General features: G+C 59.0%; 20 protein-coding genes and 1 pseudogene. 13 read left to right on the plus strand and 8 right to left on the minus strand.

Annotated features, from left to right (window positions below; all coding sequences use genetic code 11):
- Nucleotides 1-184 precede the first annotated feature (184 nt).
- Nucleotides 185-1,678: an aldehyde dehydrogenase gene (locus ACS4NR_RS20830; RefSeq protein ID WP_456018223.1), complete on the minus strand. Its 1,494-nt coding sequence runs from the start codon at nucleotides 1,676-1,678 to the stop codon at nucleotides 185-187.
- 233 nt (nucleotides 1,679-1,911) lie between these two features.
- Between ACS4NR_RS20830 and ACS4NR_RS20835 the strand changes: the two genes are divergently transcribed.
- The gene (locus tag ACS4NR_RS20835) at nucleotides 1,912-2,274 is read left to right on the plus strand and encodes a cupin domain-containing protein (protein WP_097089496.1); all 363 of its coding nucleotides are present in this window, start codon (nucleotides 1,912-1,914) and stop codon (nucleotides 2,272-2,274) included.
- Between the two features lie 208 nt (nucleotides 2,275-2,482).
- On the opposite strand, the gene rpmG is transcribed toward ACS4NR_RS20835, so the two are convergent.
- Together rpmG and rpmB are read right to left on the minus strand one after the other, a co-directional pair.
- Nucleotides 2,483-2,638, minus strand: a complete 156-nt coding sequence (rpmG, locus tag ACS4NR_RS20840) for a 50S ribosomal protein L33 (RefSeq protein ID WP_003177274.1) — start codon at nucleotides 2,636-2,638, stop codon at nucleotides 2,483-2,485.
- Between the two features lie 11 nt (nucleotides 2,639-2,649).
- Complete coding sequence (gene rpmB, locus ACS4NR_RS20845) at nucleotides 2,650-2,883, minus strand: 50S ribosomal protein L28 (protein ID WP_003229474.1); 234 nt, start codon at nucleotides 2,881-2,883, stop codon at nucleotides 2,650-2,652.
- A gap of 446 nt (nucleotides 2,884-3,329) precedes the next feature.
- On the opposite strand from rpmB, the gene ACS4NR_RS20850 reads away from it, so the two are divergent.
- On the plus strand, nucleotides 3,330-4,916 hold the full coding sequence (locus ACS4NR_RS20850; RefSeq protein ID WP_166495217.1) for an ABC transporter substrate-binding protein: 1,587 nt from the start codon (nucleotides 3,330-3,332) through the stop codon (nucleotides 4,914-4,916).
- A gap of 135 nt (nucleotides 4,917-5,051) precedes the next feature.
- Here the strand turns inward: ACS4NR_RS20850 and radC are convergent, their stop codons facing one another.
- On the minus strand, nucleotides 5,052-5,726 hold the full coding sequence (radC, locus tag ACS4NR_RS20855; protein WP_027610412.1) for a RadC family protein: 675 nt from the start codon (nucleotides 5,724-5,726) through the stop codon (nucleotides 5,052-5,054).
- Between the two features lie 136 nt (nucleotides 5,727-5,862).
- Here radC and coaBC point away from each other — a divergent pair, with 136 nt between their 5' ends.
- The 7 genes and pseudogenes from coaBC to ACS4NR_RS20890 all read left to right on the plus strand — a co-directional run bounded on the left by coaBC (nucleotide 5,863) and on the right by ACS4NR_RS20890 (nucleotide 11,537).
- A complete protein-coding gene (coaBC, locus tag ACS4NR_RS20860) occupies nucleotides 5,863-7,071 on the plus strand; it encodes a bifunctional phosphopantothenoylcysteine decarboxylase/phosphopantothenate--cysteine ligase CoaBC (RefSeq protein WP_095137696.1) in 1,209 nt (402 codons plus the stop codon).
- Between the two features lie 5 nt (nucleotides 7,072-7,076).
- A complete protein-coding gene (gene dut, locus ACS4NR_RS20865; RefSeq protein ID WP_047596787.1) occupies nucleotides 7,077-7,532 on the plus strand; it encodes a dUTP diphosphatase in 456 nt (151 codons plus the stop codon).
- 330 nt (nucleotides 7,533-7,862) lie between these two features.
- Nucleotides 7,863-9,239 (plus strand): annotated as a pseudogene (locus ACS4NR_RS20870) (phosphomannomutase/phosphoglucomutase); the annotation flags it as partial.
- A 17-nt stretch (nucleotides 9,240-9,256) separates the two neighbouring features.
- Nucleotides 9,257-10,162 carry an acetylglutamate kinase gene (gene argB, locus ACS4NR_RS20875; protein WP_007962366.1) on the plus strand — a complete coding sequence of 302 codons (906 nt, stop codon included), beginning with the start codon at nucleotides 9,257-9,259 and terminating at the stop codon, nucleotides 10,160-10,162.
- Between the two features lie 203 nt (nucleotides 10,163-10,365).
- The gene (locus tag ACS4NR_RS20880) at nucleotides 10,366-10,578 is read left to right on the plus strand and encodes a hypothetical protein (RefSeq protein WP_095137699.1); all 213 of its coding nucleotides are present in this window, start codon (nucleotides 10,366-10,368) and stop codon (nucleotides 10,576-10,578) included.
- Between the two features lie 16 nt (nucleotides 10,579-10,594).
- Nucleotides 10,595-11,167 carry a hypothetical protein gene (locus ACS4NR_RS20885; protein ID WP_456018224.1) on the plus strand — a complete coding sequence of 191 codons (573 nt, stop codon included), beginning with the start codon at nucleotides 10,595-10,597 and terminating at the stop codon, nucleotides 11,165-11,167.
- Nucleotides 11,154-11,537 (plus strand): hypothetical protein, encoded by a 384-nt coding sequence (locus tag ACS4NR_RS20890; RefSeq protein WP_456018225.1) that lies wholly within the window; start codon nucleotides 11,154-11,156, stop codon nucleotides 11,535-11,537. The genes ACS4NR_RS20885 and ACS4NR_RS20890 overlap by 14 nt, the downstream gene beginning before the upstream one ends.
- A gap of 167 nt (nucleotides 11,538-11,704) precedes the next feature.
- On the opposite strand, the gene pyrE is transcribed toward ACS4NR_RS20890, so the two are convergent.
- Nucleotides 11,705-12,349, minus strand: coding sequence for an orotate phosphoribosyltransferase (gene pyrE, locus ACS4NR_RS20895; protein ID WP_456018226.1), 645 nt, complete (start codon nucleotides 12,347-12,349; stop codon nucleotides 11,705-11,707).
- A gap of 82 nt (nucleotides 12,350-12,431) precedes the next feature.
- On the opposite strand from pyrE, the gene ACS4NR_RS20900 reads away from it, so the two are divergent.
- A complete protein-coding gene (locus tag ACS4NR_RS20900) occupies nucleotides 12,432-13,211 on the plus strand; it encodes an exodeoxyribonuclease III (RefSeq protein ID WP_003229491.1) in 780 nt (259 codons plus the stop codon).
- Between the two features lie 69 nt (nucleotides 13,212-13,280).
- Here the strand turns inward: ACS4NR_RS20900 and gltS are convergent, their stop codons facing one another.
- From gltS to rph, 3 genes are all read right to left on the minus strand, one after another.
- Nucleotides 13,281-14,489 (minus strand): sodium/glutamate symporter, encoded by a 1,209-nt coding sequence (gene gltS / locus ACS4NR_RS20905; RefSeq protein WP_456018227.1) that lies wholly within the window; start codon nucleotides 14,487-14,489, stop codon nucleotides 13,281-13,283.
- A 388-nt stretch (nucleotides 14,490-14,877) separates the two neighbouring features.
- Nucleotides 14,878-15,246 (minus strand): DUF4870 domain-containing protein, encoded by a 369-nt coding sequence (locus ACS4NR_RS20910; RefSeq protein WP_003229492.1) that lies wholly within the window; start codon nucleotides 15,244-15,246, stop codon nucleotides 14,878-14,880.
- Between the two features lie 29 nt (nucleotides 15,247-15,275).
- Nucleotides 15,276-15,998, minus strand: a complete 723-nt coding sequence (rph, locus tag ACS4NR_RS20915; protein WP_027610407.1) for a ribonuclease PH — start codon at nucleotides 15,996-15,998, stop codon at nucleotides 15,276-15,278.
- A 270-nt stretch (nucleotides 15,999-16,268) separates the two neighbouring features.
- Here rph and ACS4NR_RS20920 point away from each other — a divergent pair, with 270 nt between their 5' ends.
- The 3 genes from ACS4NR_RS20920 (at nucleotide 16,269) to rpoZ (ending at nucleotide 18,194) form a co-directional block, all read left to right on the plus strand.
- Nucleotides 16,269-17,132 (plus strand): YicC/YloC family endoribonuclease, encoded by an 864-nt coding sequence (locus ACS4NR_RS20920; RefSeq protein ID WP_456018228.1) that lies wholly within the window; start codon nucleotides 16,269-16,271, stop codon nucleotides 17,130-17,132.
- 10 nt (nucleotides 17,133-17,142) lie between these two features.
- Nucleotides 17,143-17,763, plus strand: a complete 621-nt coding sequence (gene gmk / locus ACS4NR_RS20925) for a guanylate kinase (RefSeq protein WP_456018229.1) — start codon at nucleotides 17,143-17,145, stop codon at nucleotides 17,761-17,763.
- Between the two features lie 167 nt (nucleotides 17,764-17,930).
- A complete protein-coding gene (gene rpoZ / locus ACS4NR_RS20930) occupies nucleotides 17,931-18,194 on the plus strand; it encodes a DNA-directed RNA polymerase subunit omega (protein WP_003229503.1) in 264 nt (87 codons plus the stop codon).
- Nucleotides 18,195-18,210 lie beyond the last annotated feature (16 nt).

An 18,210-nucleotide genomic window follows, 5' to 3' on the forward strand; every position in this document is an offset into this window, starting at 1 on the left:
TCCACGCTCCTGTGGATATTTTTATGTTCATTACAAAACCACTGTGGGAGCGGGCTTGCTCGCGAAAACGGTTTCACATTCAGCAGATGTGCTGACTGATACACCGCTTTCGCGAGCAAGCCCGCTCCCACAGGGGATCTCTGTATGTTCGCAAGCCTGAACGAGTCAGGCTTGCGCTAAAGGCTTACAGCTTGATCCACGTCGCCTTCAGCTCGGTGTACTTGTCGAACGCGTGCAGCGACTTGTCGCGACCGTTGCCCGACTGCTTGAAGCCACCGAACGGCGCGGTCATGTCGCCGCCATCGTACTGGTTGACCCACACGCTGCCGGCCCGCAACGCTTTGGCCGTCAGATGCGCCTTGGAAATGTCTTGCGTCCAGACTGCAGCGGCCAGGCCGTACGGAGTGTCGTTGGCGATCTGGATCGCTTCTTCGGCGGTATCGAAGGCGATGACCGATAGCACCGGGCCGAAGATCTCTTCCTGAGCGATCTTCATCGCATTGCTCACGCCGTCGAAAATCGTCGGTTCGACGTAAGTGCCACCGGTTTCCTGAAGGATGCGCTTGCCGCCGGCCACCAGTTTGGCGCCGTCGCTGTGACCGGATTCGATGTACGACAGCACGGTGTTCATCTGCTGGGTATCGACCAGCGCACCGACGTTGGTCGCCGGGTCCAGCGGATTGCCTGGCTTCCAGGCTTTCAGCGCCTCGATCACCATCGGCAGGAATTTGTCCTTGATCGAACGCTCGACCAGCAGACGCGAACCGGCGGTGCAGACTTCGCCCTGGTTGAAGGCGATGGCGCTGGCGGCGGATTCGGCAGCGGCTTGCAGATCCGGCGCATCGGCGAAGACGATGTTCGGGCTCTTGCCGCCGGCTTCCAGCCACACGCGCTTCATGTTCGATTCGCCGGAGTAGATCATCAGTTGCTTGGCGATCTTGGTCGAACCGGTGAACACCAGCGTGTCGACATCATTGTGCAGCGCCAGCGCCTTGCCGACGGTGTGGCCATAGCCCGGCAGCACGTTGAGCACGCCTTTTGGAATACCGGCTTCCACTGCCAGCGCAGCGATGCGGATGGCGGTCAGCGGAGATTTTTCCGACGGTTTGAGGATCACCGAGTTACCGGTCGACAGCGCCGGGCCGAGTTTCCAGCAGGCCATCATCAGCGGGAAGTTCCACGGCACGATGGCGCCGACCACGCCCACCGGCTCGCGGGTCACCAGACCCAGTTGATCATGCGGGGTGGCGGCGACTTCGTCGTAGATCTTGTCGATCGCCTCACCGCTCCAGCTCAGCGCTTGCGCCGCGCCCGGGACGTCAATGTACAGCGAGTCGCTGATCGGTTTGCCCATGTCGAGAGTTTCGAGCAGTGCCAGTTCTTCAGCGTGCTGCTTGAGCAGGTTGGCGAAACGAATCATGGTGGCTTTGCGTTTGGTCGGCGCCAGGCGCGACCAGACGCCGGAATTGAAGGTGGCGCGGGCGTTTTCCACGGCGCGCTGGGCGTCGGCGGCGTCACAGCTGGCGATTTTGCCCAGCAGACGGCCATCGACCGGGCTGATGCACTCGAAAGTCTCGCCGGAGACGGCGTCGGTGTATTCACCGTTGAGGTAGGCGCGGCCTTCGATCTTCAGGTCGCGAGCACGTTGTTCCCAATCGGCACGAGTCAGGGTGGTCATTCGAGTGTCCTCCTCTTGTTGAATAGAGCGCCGCGTCTTCGCGGACGTCTTCAGGAATGCTGCCCGGCCAGCCTGCTTTTCGGCCCAAGGCACCCGCCACCCTAAACCAGCGGCCGGGGTTGTTTCAATATATTTGACATAAGCGCGCCATACGCCCTTGCGGTGTTCATTTTAATAAACATAGACTTTGGCCCATTCAAGCCACCGCGCCGTCATCACGGGAGAAAACAACAATGAACATCCAGAACGTCGTCGATATCAGCCTGACCAGCAGCGAAGCCGAACGCTATCGCCCGGACCCGGCCAAAGTGCTCAAGGGCGATCCCGAGCAAGCAGTGTTCAACCAGTACGACAGCCCTTGTGGGCAAATGGGTGTTGGCGTGTGGGAAGGCGCGGTTGGGCAGTGGACGGTGAACTACACCGAGCACGAATATTGCGAAATCCTGCAGGGGGTTTCGGTGCTGCGTGACAGCGATGGCAATGCCAAGACCTTGCGTGTTGGCGACCGCTTTGTGATTCCGGCCGGTTTCCGTGGTACTTGGGAAGTCTTGGAGGCTTGCCGCAAGATCTATGTGATCTTTGAACAGAAGGCTTGAGGATTTTCGCTGGCTGATCCGGCCTCTTCGCGAGCAAGCCCGCTCCCACATTTGATCTCTGTGAACACAATATTTGCGTCATCGCGCAATTACTGTGGGAGCGGGCTTGCTCGCGAAGAGGTCCGGCCAGACACCGCAGAAATCCGAGACAACAAAAAAGGCCCGTATCGTGAGATACGGGCCTTTTTTGTAAGTCGGGAAAAATCAATTACTTGATTTTGCCTTCCTTGTAGATCACGTGCTTGCGAACAACCGGATCATATTTCTTGATCTCGATTTTGTCCGGGGTAGTACGCTTGTTCTTGTCGGTAGTGTAGAAGTGACCAGTACCGGCGCTCGAGATCAAACGAATCAATTCACGCATGATTAGCTCCCTTAAATCTTGCCATCGCGGCGAAGTTCGGCGAGCACGACACTGATGCCACGCTTGTCGATGATGCGCATGCCTTTGGCAGATACGCGCAGACGCACAAAACGTTTCTCTTCTTCAACCCAGAAGCGGTGATGCTGCAGGTTCGGCAGGAAACGACGACGGGTTTTGTTGTTTGCGTGGGAAATGTTATTCCCGGTTACCGGACCCTTACCGGTAACTTGACATACTCTCGACATGCCTCAGCCCTCTAAAACCACATGCCCAACCCGGCATGGGTTGGCCGCTTAATCTCTCAGTCATTTGGCGCCAGGCGCCGCGTTTCTTTAGAGGTCTTACCGGCTACACCTACAGTGAAGGAACCGGGCCCCTAGAAAAGAGCGCTGCTTTATACCAGAAAGACCGGGGTGCAACAACAATGGATGTGCAATCAAGCGGTAAAAAGGCGCTTTTTCCGGCTGCGGACGCTTTGGATAAAGGCTGAGGCGAGTTTCGACCACTCGTCGCAGAAAACCGCTCTAACAGAGGTTTTCGACTTTTCCTCGTGCACCGTGGTCTGAAAAACGCCACTGCCCCGGCCCGAAAAATGCAAAAAGGGGATAGTCATTTGCAATCCAGCCCTCTAGGGTAACCCTTTTCCAGACTGCACCTGCAGATGGCCTTCGATCTGTAAAGGAAGCCGACCATGCGCCTCGCTGCCCTACCCCTGTTACTCGCCCCGCTTCTGCTGAGTCCCCTGGCCCAGGCTGCCGCCCTGAGCGTGTGCACCGAGGCCAGCCCCGAGGGGTTCGACGTGGTGCAATACAACTCGTTGACCACCACCAACGCTTCGGCCGATGTGCTGATGAACCGTCTGGTCGACTTCGATACCACCAGCGGCAAAGTCGTGCCGAGCCTGGCCGACAGCTGGGAAATCAGCACCGACGGCCTGACTTATGTGTTCAAGCTGCACCCGCAGGTGAAGTTTCACAGCACTGACTATTTCAAGCCGACCCGTACCCTGAGCGCCGAAGACGTCAAATTCAGCTTCGACCGCATGCTCGATCCGGCCAACCCATGGCACAAAGTGGCGCAAAGCGGCTTCCCGCACGCCCAGTCCATGCAGTTGCCGGCACTGATCAAGAAAATCGACGCGCTTGACCCGTTGACCGTGCGCTTTACTCTCGATCACCCGGACTCGACGTTCCTCGCGACCCTGAGCATGGGCTTCGCCTCCATCTATTCCGCCGAATACGCCGACAAACTGCTCAAGGCCGACGCCACCGATAAGCTCAACAGCCAGCCGATCGGCACCGGTCCGTTCATCTTCACGCGCTTCCAGAAAGACGCCTCTGTGCGCTACAAGGCCAACCCGGACTACTTCGGCGGCAAGCCTGCGGTCGACCCGCTGATCTTCGCCATCACCCCGGACGCCAACGTGCGCCTGCAAAAGCTGCGGCGCAACGAGTGCCAGATCGCCCTGTCGCCAAAACCGCTGGACGTGAAGGCCGCGCAGGAAGAGCCGACCCTGAAAGTGGAAAAGACTGACGCGTTCATGACCGCTTTCGTCGGCATCAACAGCCAGCATCCACCGCTCGACAAACCGGAAGTGCGCCAGGCGATCAACCTCGCTTTCGACAAAGCCAACTACGTCAAAGCCGTGTTCGAAGACACCGCCGAACCCGCCAATGGCCCTTACCCGCCGAACACCTGGAGCTACGCGAAGAACCTGCCGGGCTATCCACACGACGTGGCGAAGGCCAAGGCTCTGCTGGCCAAGGCCGGACTCAAGGACGGCTTCCAGACCACCATCTGGACGCGTCCATCCGGCAGCCTGCTCAACCCGAACCCGAGTCTGGGCGCGCAATTGCTGCAGTCGGATCTGGCGGAAATCGGCATTCAGGCGGAAATCCGCGTGATCGAGTGGGGCGAACTGATTCGCCGCGCCAAGGCTGGTGAGCATGACCTGCTGTTCATGGGCTGGGCCGGCGACAACGGCGATCCGGACAACTTCCTCACGCCGCAGTTTTCCTGCGCGGCGGTCAAGTCCGGCACCAACTTCGCCCGCTACTGCAATGCCGACCTGGACAAGCTGATCAGCGCCGGCAAGACCACCAGCGAGCAAGGCGTGCGCACCAAGCTGTACGAACAGGCGCAGGCGCAGATTCAGCAGCAGGCACTCTGGTTGCCGCTGGCACACCCGACCGCTTATGCGCTGACGCGCAAGGATGTGCAGGGTTACGCAGTGAGCCCGTTCGGCCGCCAGGACTACTCCAAGGTCAACCTGAAATAACCTTCCACAACACAGCCCCCCTGTGGGAGCGGGCTTGCTCGCGAAGGCGTCGGATCAGCCAACATTTTTAGTGACTGACCCACCGCCTTCGCGAGCAAGCCCGCTCCCACAGGGGTTGGCGTTTGTTGTAGAAAGCTACATCCAGCCACACTCCGCCATCGACAGCGGCTCGCCGTCGCCAATGATGAAGTGATCCAGCACCCGCACATCAATCAGGTCCAGAGCCTTCTGCAAACGCTTGGTCAGTTGCCGATCCGCTTGACTCGGATCGCTGTTCCCCGACGGGTGGTTATGGCAGAGAATCACCGCCGCCGCGTTGTTGGCCAATGAGCGTTTCACCACTTCCCGGGGATGCACGCTGGTATTGTCGATCGAGCCGCGAAACAGTGCCTCGAACGTCAGTACTTGATGCTTGGAGTCGAGAAACAGGCAGCCGAACACCTCGTGGGGCTCATGGCGCAGCATGGATTTCAGATAGTCCCGAACTGCCTGCGGATTTTCCAGCGCCGGCTTTTTACGCATGCACTCGGCCAGATGTCTCCGCCCCATTTCCAGCACCGCCTGCAACTGCGCGAATTTCGCAGGCCCCAATCCCAACTGCCCGCTGAACGCCGCGAGATCGGCCTCCAGTAATGCGCGCAGGCTGCCGAATTGCGTCAACAGGTGTCGCGCCAGATCCACCGCGCTCTTTCCCGTGACCCCGGTACGAAGAAAAATCGCCAGCAACTCGGCGTCCGAAAGACTTCCCGAGCCCTGTTCAAGCAGCTTCTCCCGCGGCCGTTCCGCCGCCGGCCAATCGCGAATACTCATACACCTTCCTTGTCTGTGGGCACCGCTGTTCCATAGCGGTCGCTGTGATATCGTAGCCCATCTTTTTTGCGGGCGAATTCACCCTGGGGAGGGGGTTTCGCCACGTATGTCACCCACGAAATGTAAAGGCAGACCTATGCAGCGGCTGTATCGGAAACGCATCGTTCTGGGCGTCGGCGGCGGCATTGCGGCCTACAAGAGCGCCGATCTGGTTCGTCGCCTGATCGACCAGGGCGCCGAAGTGCGCGTGGTCATGACCCATGGCGGCGCCGAGTTCATCACCCCGCTGACCATGCAAGCGCTGTCCGGGCACCCGGTTCACCTGGATCTGCTCGACCCGGCCGCCGAAGCGGCGATGGGCCACATCGAACTGGCCAAATGGGCCGATCTGGTGCTGATCGCCCCGGCCACCGCTGACCTGATCGCCCGTCTGGCCCAAGGCATCGCCAACGATCTGCTGACCACCCTGGTGCTGGCCACCGACGCCGTGGTGGCCGTCGCGCCAGCAATGAATCAGGCGATGTGGCGCGATCCGGCAACCCAAGCCAACCTGCAACTCCTTGAAAGTCGCGGCCTGAAGACTTTCGGCCCGGCCTCTGGCAGCCAGGCCTGCGGCGACGTCGGCATGGGCCGGATGATGGAAGCCACCGATCTGGCGCAGTGCGCGGCGGACTGCTTCCAGCGACAGGCGCTGACCGGCAAGCATGTGGTGATCACCGCCGGCCCGACCCAGGAAAACATCGACCCGGTGCGCTACATCACCAACCACAGCTCCGGGAAAATGGGCTTCGCTCTGGCCGAAGCTGCGGTGGAAGCCGGCGCCCGCGTGACCCTGATCAGCGGCCCGGTGCACCTGCCGACGCCGGATCGCGTCACGCGCATCGACGTGGTCAGTGCCCGCGACATGCTCGCAGCGTGCGAATCGGCCATTCCATGTGACGTGTTCATCTCGTCGGCGGCGGTGGCGGACTACCGTCCGGAAGTCGTTGCCCCGCAAAAACTCAAGAAAGACCCTACAAGCGGCGACGGCTTCGTCCTGCAAATGGTGCGCAACCCGGACATCCTGGCCACCATCGCGACCCGTCCCGACCGTCCGTTCAGTGTCGGCTTTGCCGCCGAGACCGAACACCTGCTCGACTACGCTGCACGCAAGCTGAAAGACAAGAATCTCGATCTGATCGTCGCCAACGACGTCGCCAACCCGAGCATCGGTTTCAACAGCGAAGAAAACGCCTGCAGCGTGATCGATCGTGGGCTTCACGCCACCGTTTTCGCCCAGACCAGCAAGAGCAAGATCGCTCGCCAACTGGTCACTTTTATCGCCGAACGTCTGAACCAGGTTTAATTTACATGCACGCTTTGCAAGCCAAGATCCTCGACCCCCGCATCGGTACTGAATTTCCGCTGCCGCAATACGCCACCCCGGGCTCCGCCGGCCTCGACCTGCGCGCCATGCTGGAGCAGGACATCGTCATCAAGCCGGGTGAAACCGTGCTGATCCCTACCGGTCTGTCGGTGTACATCGGCGACCCGAACCTCGCCGCACTGATCCTGCCGCGCTCGGGCATGGGCCATAAGCACGGCATCGTGCTGGGCAACCTCGTTGGCCTGATCGACTCGGATTACCAGGGCCCGTTGATGGTGTCGTGCTGGAACCGTGGCCAGAACGACTTCACCATGACCGTCGGCGAGCGTCTGGCGCAATTGGTGCTGGTTCCGGTGGTGCAGGCGCATTTCGAAATGGTTGAAGAGTTCGTCGAAACCGAGCGCGGCGCGGGCGGATTTGGCCATACCGGCACCAAATAACCGGATATACATCATTGTGGCGAGGGAGCTTGCTCCCGCTGGGCTGCGCAGCAGACCCAAAATCTTGTGGGCGCTGCGCACCCAAGCGGGAGCAAGCTCCCTCGCCACAAAAAATGCGCTACATCGGCAGCAGGTTTTAACACCGTAAATCAAGGTTTTGCCGGCCACAAGCCACGCCAGCCGAGGCGTCATGGCCCTTTCACACCACGAACTCTCTGTGGAAAACGCCGTCATACCCTTCAGTTTGAGCCTGCCGCCGAGTGAATCGTCGGTGTGTCCCGCCACTTTCGAGATGGAGCATTTGTGCAGATGAGCACCCCCGCCAAGATCGCCCCGAAGCTTCCCGACAGCATCTTCCGCGCCTATGACATTCGCGGCACCGTGCCGGAATTCCTCAATGCCGAAACCGCCTACTGGATCGGCCGCGCCATCGGCTCGCAGAGCCTGGCCCAGGGCGAGCCGAACGTTTCCGTCGGTCGCGACGGTCGCCTGTCCGGCCCGGAGCTGGTTGCAGAACTGATCCGCGGTATTGCCGAGAGCGGCTGCCACGTCAGTGACGTCGGCCTGGTCCCGACGCCTGCGCTGTATTATGCGGCCAACGTGCTGGCCGGCAAGTCGGGGGTGATGCTCACCGGCAGCCATAACCCGTCGAACTACAATGGCTTCAAGATCGTGATCGCCGGCGACACCCTGGCCAACGAGCAGATCCAGGTGCTGCACGAGCGCATCAAGACCAATGACCTGACCAGCGGTCAGGGCAGCGTGACCCAGGTCGAAATCCTTGACCGCTACACCACCGAAATCGTCAAGGACGTCAAACTGGCCCGACGCCTGAAAGTCGTGGTCGACTGCGGCAACGGCGCGGCTGGCGTGATCGCCCCGCAACTGATCGAAGCGCTGAACTGCGAGGTCATCCCGCTGTTCTGCGAAGTCGACGGCAACTTCCCCAACCATCACCCGGATCCGGGCAAGCCCGAAAACCTCGTCGACCTGATCGCCAAGGTCAAGGAAACCAACGCCGATCTCGGCCTGGCCTTCGATGGCGACGGCGACCGCGTCGGCGTGGTGACCAACACTGGCAGCATCGTCTACCCGGATCGTCTGCTGATGCTGTTCGCCCGCGATGTGGTGGCGCGCAACCCCGACGCGGAGATCATTTTCGACGTCAAATGCACCCGTCGTCTGGTGCCGCTGATCAAGGAATACGGTGGTCGCCCGCTAATGTGGAAGACTGGTCACTCGTTGATCAAAAAGAAAATGAAACAATCCGGTGCTCTATTGGCCGGCGAAATGAGCGGGCACATCTTCTTCAAGGAGCGCTGGTTCGGTTTCGACGACGGGATCTACAGCGCCGCACGGCTGCTGGAGATCCTCAGCAAGGAAAAATCCACCGCAGAAGAGCTGTTTGCGACCTTCCCGAACGATATTTCTACGCCGGAAATCAATATCCATGTGACCGAAGAGAGCAAATTCAGCATCATTGATGCACTGCACGACGCACAGTGGGGCCCAGGCGCTGACCTGACCACCATCGACGGCGTGCGAGTCGATTACGCCAAAGGCTGGGGCCTGGTGCGCGCGTCCAACACCACACCGGTGCTGGTGCTGCGTTTCGAGGCCGATGACGAGGCTGAACTGCAACGCATCAAGGATGTATTCCACGCCCAACTGAAACGCGTTGCACCTGATCTCCAACTACCGTTCTGATCCACCCGGAGCCCTGAATGACCCTCGAACGCGAAGCCGCCGCCCACACCGCCCAGGTTCTGTCCGAAGCGTTGCCTTACATCCGACGTTATGTCGGCAAGACCCTGGTGATCAAATACGGCGGCAACGCGATGGAAAGCGAGGAGCTGAAAACCGGCTTCGCCCGCGACATCGTCTTGATGAAAGCCGTGGGCATCAACCCGGTGGTGGTTCACGGCGGCGGCCCGCAGATCGGTGATCTGCTCAAGCGCCTGTCGATCGAAAGCCACTTCGTCGATGGCATGCGCGTTACCGACGCCGCGACCATGGACGTGGTGGAAATGGTTCTCGGCGGTCAGGTCAACAAAAGCATCGTCAACCTGATCAACCGTCACGGCGGCAGCGCCATCGGCCTGACCGGTAAAGACGCCGGGCTGATTCGTGCGAAGAAACTGACCGTCACCCGCCAGACCCCGGAGATGACTCAGCCGGAAATCATCGACATCGGTCAGGTCGGTGAAGTGGTCGGGATAAACACCGAACTGCTGAATCTGCTGGTCAAAGGCAACTTCATTCCGGTGATCGCGCCAATCGGCGTGGGTGAAAACGGCGAGTCGTACAACATCAACGCCGACCTGGTGGCCGGTAAAGTCGCCGAAGCGCTGAAAGCCGAGAAGCTGATGCTGCTGACCAACATCGCCGGCCTGATGGACAAGTCTGGCACCGTGTTGACCGGCCTGAGCACTCAGCAGGTCGACGACCTGATCGCCGATGGCACCATCTACGGCGGCATGCTGCCGAAGATCCGCTGTGCGCTGGAAGCGGTTCAGGGCGGTGTCGGCAGCTCGCTGATCATCGATGGCCGCGTACCGAACGCGATCCTGCTGGAAATCTTCACCGACACCGGTGTGGGCACTCTGATCAGCAATCGCAAGCGTCACTGATCGCTGAAACGCAAAAGATCGCAGCCTGCGGCAGCTCCTACAAAAGCAAATTTCGTGCGTACGAAATTTCTGTAGGAGCTGACGAAGTCTGCGATCTTTTTTATGCCTGCAAGAAACGTCTGACTCCATTCAGCGAAACGTCCGACATCTCCTCAGAATAAATCGCCCTAGGATCTTCCCTGAACCCACAGGAGATCTTCCCCATGCAAAAAGACCACGTACCGTACGGCAGCGATGTTTCCGCAGGCACCTACGAATGTGCAGATTGCGGACGCGAGTATTCCAACCAGTCGAAAACCTCACTGCCGCCCTGCCCTGACTACCAACCCGGCACTCATGTGCTCAATGGCTGGAACATCCTGACGGGCCAGGGCGACGCTGCTGCCGATCCGTATCCGGGTCAGTCTTCCAAATAACCAGGGGAGACGAGCCATGCAAATATCTTTCAATATCGACGCCGACGCTTTCGAGCAGGAACAAAAGGAACCGGTCAAAAAAACCCTGCGTATCGGCGACGCGGAAATTGCCAACGCCCTTCAACGCATCGCCAAGGCCAGTCTGACCGAATATCTGAAAATGCTGGTTGAGGGCGGCATGCCCAGCCGGGCCGATGAGGCTAAGCAGGATCGCCTGCTGTACCTGATTCAAAGCTACTTCGGGCACACACTGCCGACCGAGTCACAGATCTCGACGATCTTCCAGCTGACCCAAAGCCAGAGCAAAACCCTGCTGAAAAACACTGTGTCGCGCTTTCGCAATCAGCTCGATGACATCCTGCAGCACAGCATGCGGGCAGTCGTGGCGTCTGCAGAGTATGCGCAAACCGTGTATCTGGTGGTCATCAGCTCGGACGTGATTCGTGACGAGCTGAACATGCTGATCACCCAGAATGAGCCGACGTTCAAACCCATCACCAAACGCAAAGGCAGCGCCGGGCAGTTCGAGATCAGTGAGGACTCTCACGATTTACTGTGCGCGACGCTGGGTCTCAATGCCGTTCAGTGACATCGTCGCGGTCAGCGGCTTGCTGCTGACCTTGACCACCTTCATGTTCAATCTGGCTTGGCCGACGCTCCATGAGGCGTTGGCGCTGGATGAATACCAAACAGGTCCGCAGATCAAAAAACGCAGCCGCGAGAAGATCAAGAATGCTGTTTATTGGCGTGCGCTGCCGCTGACCGGCGCCTTTGCAGCGCTGTTTTACGTCAACCTGCCAGCCGCCGTGGGCATTATCGGCAGCAGCACAGTGGATCTATGGGATTTTGAGGTTGATCGCACGCTATACGTGATGGTGGTTGTGGCGTTGCTGGCATTCGCGCTGATCAACGCGGGATTGACCCTGAGACTGCTGAAGAAATGGCGAAACTTACGTTAACCGTAAACCAAAAGACCCCGTTCATCCTGAATGAACGGGGTCTTCTTATCACCGAACATCCCCTGTGGGGGCGGGCTTGCTCGCGAATGCGTCGTATCAGTCGACATCAATGCTGAATGAACAACTGCATTCGCGAGCAAGCCCGCTCCCACAAAAGCTGACCGCAGTCAGACGCCGAACTGGGCCCGGTACGCTTCCACGGCAGGCAAGTGCTGCTTGAGCTGCGGATCATCGGCGAGGAATTCCAGCACCTGGTTCAGCGAAACGATGCTGATCACCGGAATACCGAAGTCACGCTCGACTTCCTGGATCGCTGACAATTCACCGTTGCCACGCTCCTGACGGTTCAGGGCGATCAGCACGCCGGCGGCCTTGGCGCCGTCCTGCGAAGCGATGATCTGCATCACTTCGCGGATCGCGGTGCCGGCGGTGATCACGTCGTCGATGATCAGCACGTCGCCGGTCAGCGGTGCGCCGATCAGGCTGCCGCCTTCGCCGTGAGCCTTGGCTTCCTTGCGGTTGAAGCACCATGGCAGGTCACGGCCGTGATGCTCGGCCAGCGCGACAGCGGTGGTCGCTGCCAGCGGGATGCCTTTATAGGCCGGGCCAAACAGCACGTCGAACGGAATGCCGCTTTCGGCAATGGCTGCCGCGTAGAAACGCCCCAGCTGGGCCAGGGCCGAACCGGAGTTGAACAGGCCGGCATTGAAGAAGTAAGGACTGGTGCGCCCGGACTTCAGGGTGAACTCACCGAAGCGCAAAACGCCGCGATCGATGGCAAAACGAATGAAATCGCGCTGATACGCTTGCATGAAAAAAACCCCAAATACCACGGATTTAGCTAATTAGCTTGACGCCGTGTATCATACACGCACGCGATTTTTGGGGCCATTTATGCGGATCATCAGTGTGAACGTCAATGGTATTCAGGCTGCAGTCGAGCGCGGTTTGCTCAGTTGGCTGCAAGCACAGAATGCCGACGTCATCTGCCTGCAGGACACCCGTGCCTCCGCCTTTGAACTGGATGACCCAGCCTTCCAACTGGACGGCTACTTCCTTTATGCCTGCGATGCTGAAGTCCCTGCCCAAGGTGGCGTGGCTTTGTATTCGCGGTTGCAACCGAAGGCTGTCATCAGCGGTCTCGGTTTCGAGACGGCCGACCGCTACGGGCGCTACCTGCAAGCAGATTTCGACAAAGTAAGTATTGCCACCTTGCTGCTTCCTTCGGGGATGAACGGCGATGAGGACTTGAACCAGAAGTTCAAGCTCATGGACGACTTCGGCAAGTATCTGGACAAACAGCGGCGTAAACGTCGCGAGTACATTTATTGTGGCTCGCTGTACGTGGCGCAGCAGAAGCTCGACATCAAGAACTGGCGCGACAGCCAGCAATCCCCGGGCTTCCTGGCGCCAGAACGCGCCTGGATGGACGAGATTGTCGGCAACATGGGCTACGTCGATGCCCTGCGCGAAGTCAGCCGCGAAGGCGACCAGTACAGCTGGTGGCCGGACAACGAGCAGGCCGAGATGCTCAATCTGGGCTGGCGCTTCGACTACCAGCTGCTGACCCCGGGCCTGCGGCGCTTTGTGCGCAGCGCACGCCTGCCGCGTCAGCCACGGTTCTCGCAGCACGCGCCGCTGATCGTCGACTACGACTGGACGCTGACCATTTAAGCGTCGACTCGTCGTTAAAAAATGCCCGTATCGCGAGATACGGGCATTTTTTATGCCGCAGTCTGAACCTCAGACTGCGACGAAAAACGGCAAGGCCAGGTAAAGCTTGATGACGATGACGTTAATGATGTCGATGAAGAATGCACCAACCATCGGCACCACCAGAAACGCAATCTGCGAAGGCCCGAAACGCTGGGTAACCGCCTGCATGTTGGCGATCGCCGTTGGTGTCGCACCCAACCCAAAGCCGCAATGGCCTGCCGCCAGAACCGCTGCGTCGTAGTTACTGCCCATCACTCTGAATGTCACGAAAATCGCAAACAGCGCCATGACCAACGTTTGCGCAGCCAGGATGATGAATATCGGCAGTGCCAACGCTGCCAGATCCCAGAGTTTGAGAGACATCAAGGCAATTGCCAGGAACAGCGACAGGCTGACATTACCCAGCACCGACACTTCGCGCTCGAATACCTGGTACAGGCCCAGCGCCGATAGCCCATTACGTAGCACCACCCCCACGAACAAAACGCAGACAAACGTCGGCAACTCGAGTGCGGTTCCGTGCAGAAAGCCATTCAGAAGATTGCCAGCCAATAAACTGACCGCAATCAAAGCCAGTGTCTCGATAAACGAAAAGGGCGTAATCGAACGCTCTTTGTTCGGCTGCTCGAAACCCTTTGGCATCCGTAGCGCTTGTTGAGGCTGGCAATCGGGCACCGCAACGCGCTTGATGAGCAGGCGAGCCACCGGCCCACCAATCAAACCACCCAGGACCAGGCCGAAAGTCGCCGACGCAATTGCAAGCTCGGAGGCCGAGGCGAGGCCGTACTTTTCACTGAATACCGTGCCCCACGCCGCACCCGTACCGTGACCGCCCGCAAGCGTGATCGAACCCGTCAGGAGCCCCATCAACGGATCAAGACCCAGTGTTTTGGCAAGGCCAATGCCCAATGCGTTCTGAACCACCAGAAGCCCGGTAACCGCCAGTAGAAATATGCCGACTACGCGACCACCTTTCTTCAGGCTGGCAAAGTCTGCACTCAAACCGATTGTGGCAAAGAATGCCAACATCAAAGGCGTTTGCAATGAAGTATCAAATCTGATTTCTATATCAAAAGTTCGCAAAATCAATAAACCCAGCGCAACCACCAGTCCACCGGCGACGGGTTCAGGGATATTGTAATTACGCAGAAAACCGACTCGTGCAATAAGTCCGCGCCCCAGTAAAAGCACCAGAGAGGCGGCCACGAGCGTTCCATAAAAATCGAGCTGAATCATTGGGATTATTCTTGGCTATGTATTCATCAGGCGCACTTTTTCCGCGCACGCCTATTGAATCGGCTGATTGTCTCAACACTGATTGATTTGGAATTCAAAGACCTTCGATGGCTTGAATATATCGAGATATTTCTGAAGCGACGTTACGCGGAGTAACCTTAACAATCGCCAAGTCCTGTTGCCAAGGATTGGGATCGCGCTAAAGCATTGCAGTTGTGACTAAAAGTGTAGGAGTTAAATATATGAAAAATTTCGGCTACCGCTTGTCGCAGATAGAACTATTCCTACACGAAAGAGTAATTATTCAAGTTGCAAAAACGCAAATGCCCTGACAAGTCAGGGCATTTATATTAAAACGTTGCGCGTCATGGAGGCCTTGCATTGATCGCTATTTGATCAGTCGCCAGGTGAACGGATAACGGTAGGGAAAGCCTTCGTTCGCCTTCACCCCGGCAATGATCGTCAACACCAGCGCCCCGATGGCCAGCAGGCCCAGCAAGAAGAAGCCAATGATCAACACCATCAGCAGCAGACAGATTGCGGCAGCAATCGCCACGGTGATCTGAAAGTTCAGCGCTTCCTTGCCCTGGGCATCGATGAACGGATCGGTCTCACGCTTCATCTGCCACAGGATCAGAGGCCCGATCAGGTTGCCGAACGGAATCCAGATCCCCAGCAAGGCGGACAAGTGACAAAACATTGCCCACTGGCGAACCTCCTGGCTCGGCTTGGGCAGCAACTCTTGCTCATCACTCATCGTGTCCTCCTTGCGGGTTACGAACCTGCTCAGTCGGCCAGTGCAGCCTTTTGCAGTTCGAAGATTTCGTTCATGCCTTTCTTCGCCAGTTCAAGCATGGCGTTCAGATCTTCAGGCTGGAACGGCGCGCCTTCGGCGGTGCCCTGAACCTCAATGAAGCCACCGGTGCTGGTCATCACCACGTTGAGGTCGGTCTCGGCGGCGGAATCTTCAAGATAGTCCAGATCCAGCACCGGCTCGCCCTGATACATGCCGACCGACACTGCGCCGATCATTTGCTTGAGCGGGTCGCCGCCTTTCAGGCCGCCGCGCTTCTTGATCACTTTCAGTGCATCGACCAGGGCCACCATGGCGCCGGTGATAGAGGCGGTGCGGGTGCCGCCGTCAGCCTGGATCACGTCGCAGTCGACGTACAGCGTCACGTCGCCCAGCTTGGACATGTCCAGCGCAGCGCGCAGCGAACGGCCGATCAGGCGCTGGATTTCCAGGGTGCGACCGCCCTGCTTGCCACGGCTCGCTTCACGCTGATTACGCTCGCCAGTGGCGCGCGGCAGCATGCCGTATTCGGCAGTCAACCAGCCCTGGCCCTGGCCTTTGAGGAAACGCGGCACGCCGTTTTCGACGCTGACGGTGCAGATGACCTTGGTATCACCGAATTCGACCAGTACGGATCCCTCGGCGTGTTTGGTGTAGTTGCGGGTAATGCGGATCGAGCGAAGCTGATCGGCAGCGCGACCACTTGGACGTTTCATAGGGAATACCTGTACTGGGGACGGAAAACTGCCGAGCATTATAGAGCGCTGCACCGCGCCTGGGCACGGGTTAAAAATTCCGGCCGTCGACCCAGAGCCCTGAAACGTGCATAACCGACGGCCTGCAGCCCTTTGTCACACCGTGTGTTTGGGCGCATCCGCCGCACTGCGCTACAATCCTGCGCCTTTGCTGCCAGTCGGCTTAAATTCATTGATATCGAGCCTGCGGAACATCCCTTCTGCGCCGATCTGCATTGCGAGGTCACCGCCATGGTGCACAGCATGACCGCCTTCGCCCGCGTCGAGAAAGCCGGCGTCCAGGGCACCCTGAGCTGGGAGCTGCGCTCGGTCAACAGCCGCTATCTGGAACCGCATCTGCGCCTGCCGGAGTCATTCCGCGACCTTGAAGGTGCCGTGCGTGAAGCCCTGCGCCAGGGCCTTTCGCGGGGCAAACTGGAATGCACCCTGCGTTTCACTGAAGAAAGCACCGGCAAGCCGCTGCAAGTCGACCGCGAGCGCGCCGCGCAACTGGTCGCCGCCGCTGAAACCGTTGCTGGCCTGATCAAGAACCCGGCAGCACTGAACCCGCTGGAAGTGCTGGCCTGGCCCGGCGTGCTGGTGGCCGACGCCACTGATCCACAAGCGCTGAACGCCGATGCGCTGGCGCTGTTCAATCAAGGTCTCAAGGAACTCAAGGCCGGCCGCGAGCGCGAAGGCGCGGAGCTGGCACGCCTGATCAACGAGCGTCTGACCGCCATTGAAGAGGACGTCGTGACCTTGCGTGAACTGGTGCCGCAGATGCTCGCGACCCAGCGTCAGAAAGTCCTCGACCGCTTCGCCGACATGAAGGCCGAGCTGGATCCGCAGCGCCTGGAACAGGAAATGGTCATGCTCGCGCAAAAGAGCGATGTGGCCGAAGAACTGGATCGCTTGAGCACCCACATCATCGAAGTTCGCCGGGTGCTCAAGTCCGGCGGTGCCGCCGGTCGGCGCCTGGACTTCCTGATGCAGGAGCTCAACCGCGAAGCCAACACACTGGGCTCCAAGGCCTTCGACCCGCGCAGCACCCAGGCCGCCGTCAACCTCAAGGTGTTGATCGAGCAGATGCGCGAACAAGTGCAGAATATTGAGTAAGGCAACAGACATGACCCACAGCACCGGCACCCTGTACATCATTTCCGCGCCATCGGGCGCAGGCAAGAGCAGCCTGGTCAAGGCTTTGACCGATGCCAATCCGGAGATCCGCGTCTCGATCTCCCACACCACCCGCGCCATGCGTCCGGGTGAAGTGGACGGCGTGAACTATCACTTCGTGACTCGCGAAGAGTTCGTGAGGATGGGCGAGCACGGCGATTTCCTCGAGCGCGCCGAAGTCTTCGGCAACTTCTATGGCACCTCGCAAAGCCGCCTGCAGCAGACGCTGGACGAAGGTCACGACCTGATTCTGGAAATCGACTGGCAAGGCGCCGAGCAAGTGCGCAAGCTGATGCCGCAGGCACGCTCGATCTTCATTTTGCCGCCGTCGCTGCAGGCCTTGCACCAGCGTCTGACCAACCGCGGCCAGGACAGTGACGAGATCATTGACGGGCGGATGCGCGAAGCCGTCAGCGAGATGAGCCACTATGTCGAGTACGACTACCTGATCATCAACGACGATTTCGCCCATGCACTGGACGATCTGAAGGCGATTTTCCGCGCCAATCAGCTGCAACAGAAACGCCAGCAGGTACGTTTCGGCAAATTACTGGCCGAACTGCTCGGTTAATCAGCACTTCCCAAAACCGCTGCAAGCGCTTTACATTGGTGCTTGCAGCGCGTTGAAGGGTCTGGTCAAAAAATCAGCGCTTCCCTAATCGCTGGTGATTTTTTAAACTGCTCAGTCCGCTCGCCCAACCGGGCAGCGCGCATATTGCATTCGCTCCGAGGAATACCATGGCCCGCGTAACCGTTGAAGACTGCCTAGAACACGTGGAAAACCGCTTTGAGCTGGTCATGCTCTCTACCAAGCGTGCCCGTCAACTGGCCACCGGCGGCAAAGAGCCACTGGTCCAGTGGGAAAACGACAAGCCGACCGTTGTCGCCCTGCGTGAAATCGCAGAAGGCCTGATGAGCTACGAGTTCATCGCCGAGCAGGAAATCGTCCACGAAGACCCGGTCTTCGCTGCGTTCGAGGACGAGTCCAACGAGGCCGTCTAAGCCTATGCCTGGTCGA

This window comes from Pseudomonas sp. JQ36 (genome assembly GCF_053851495.1).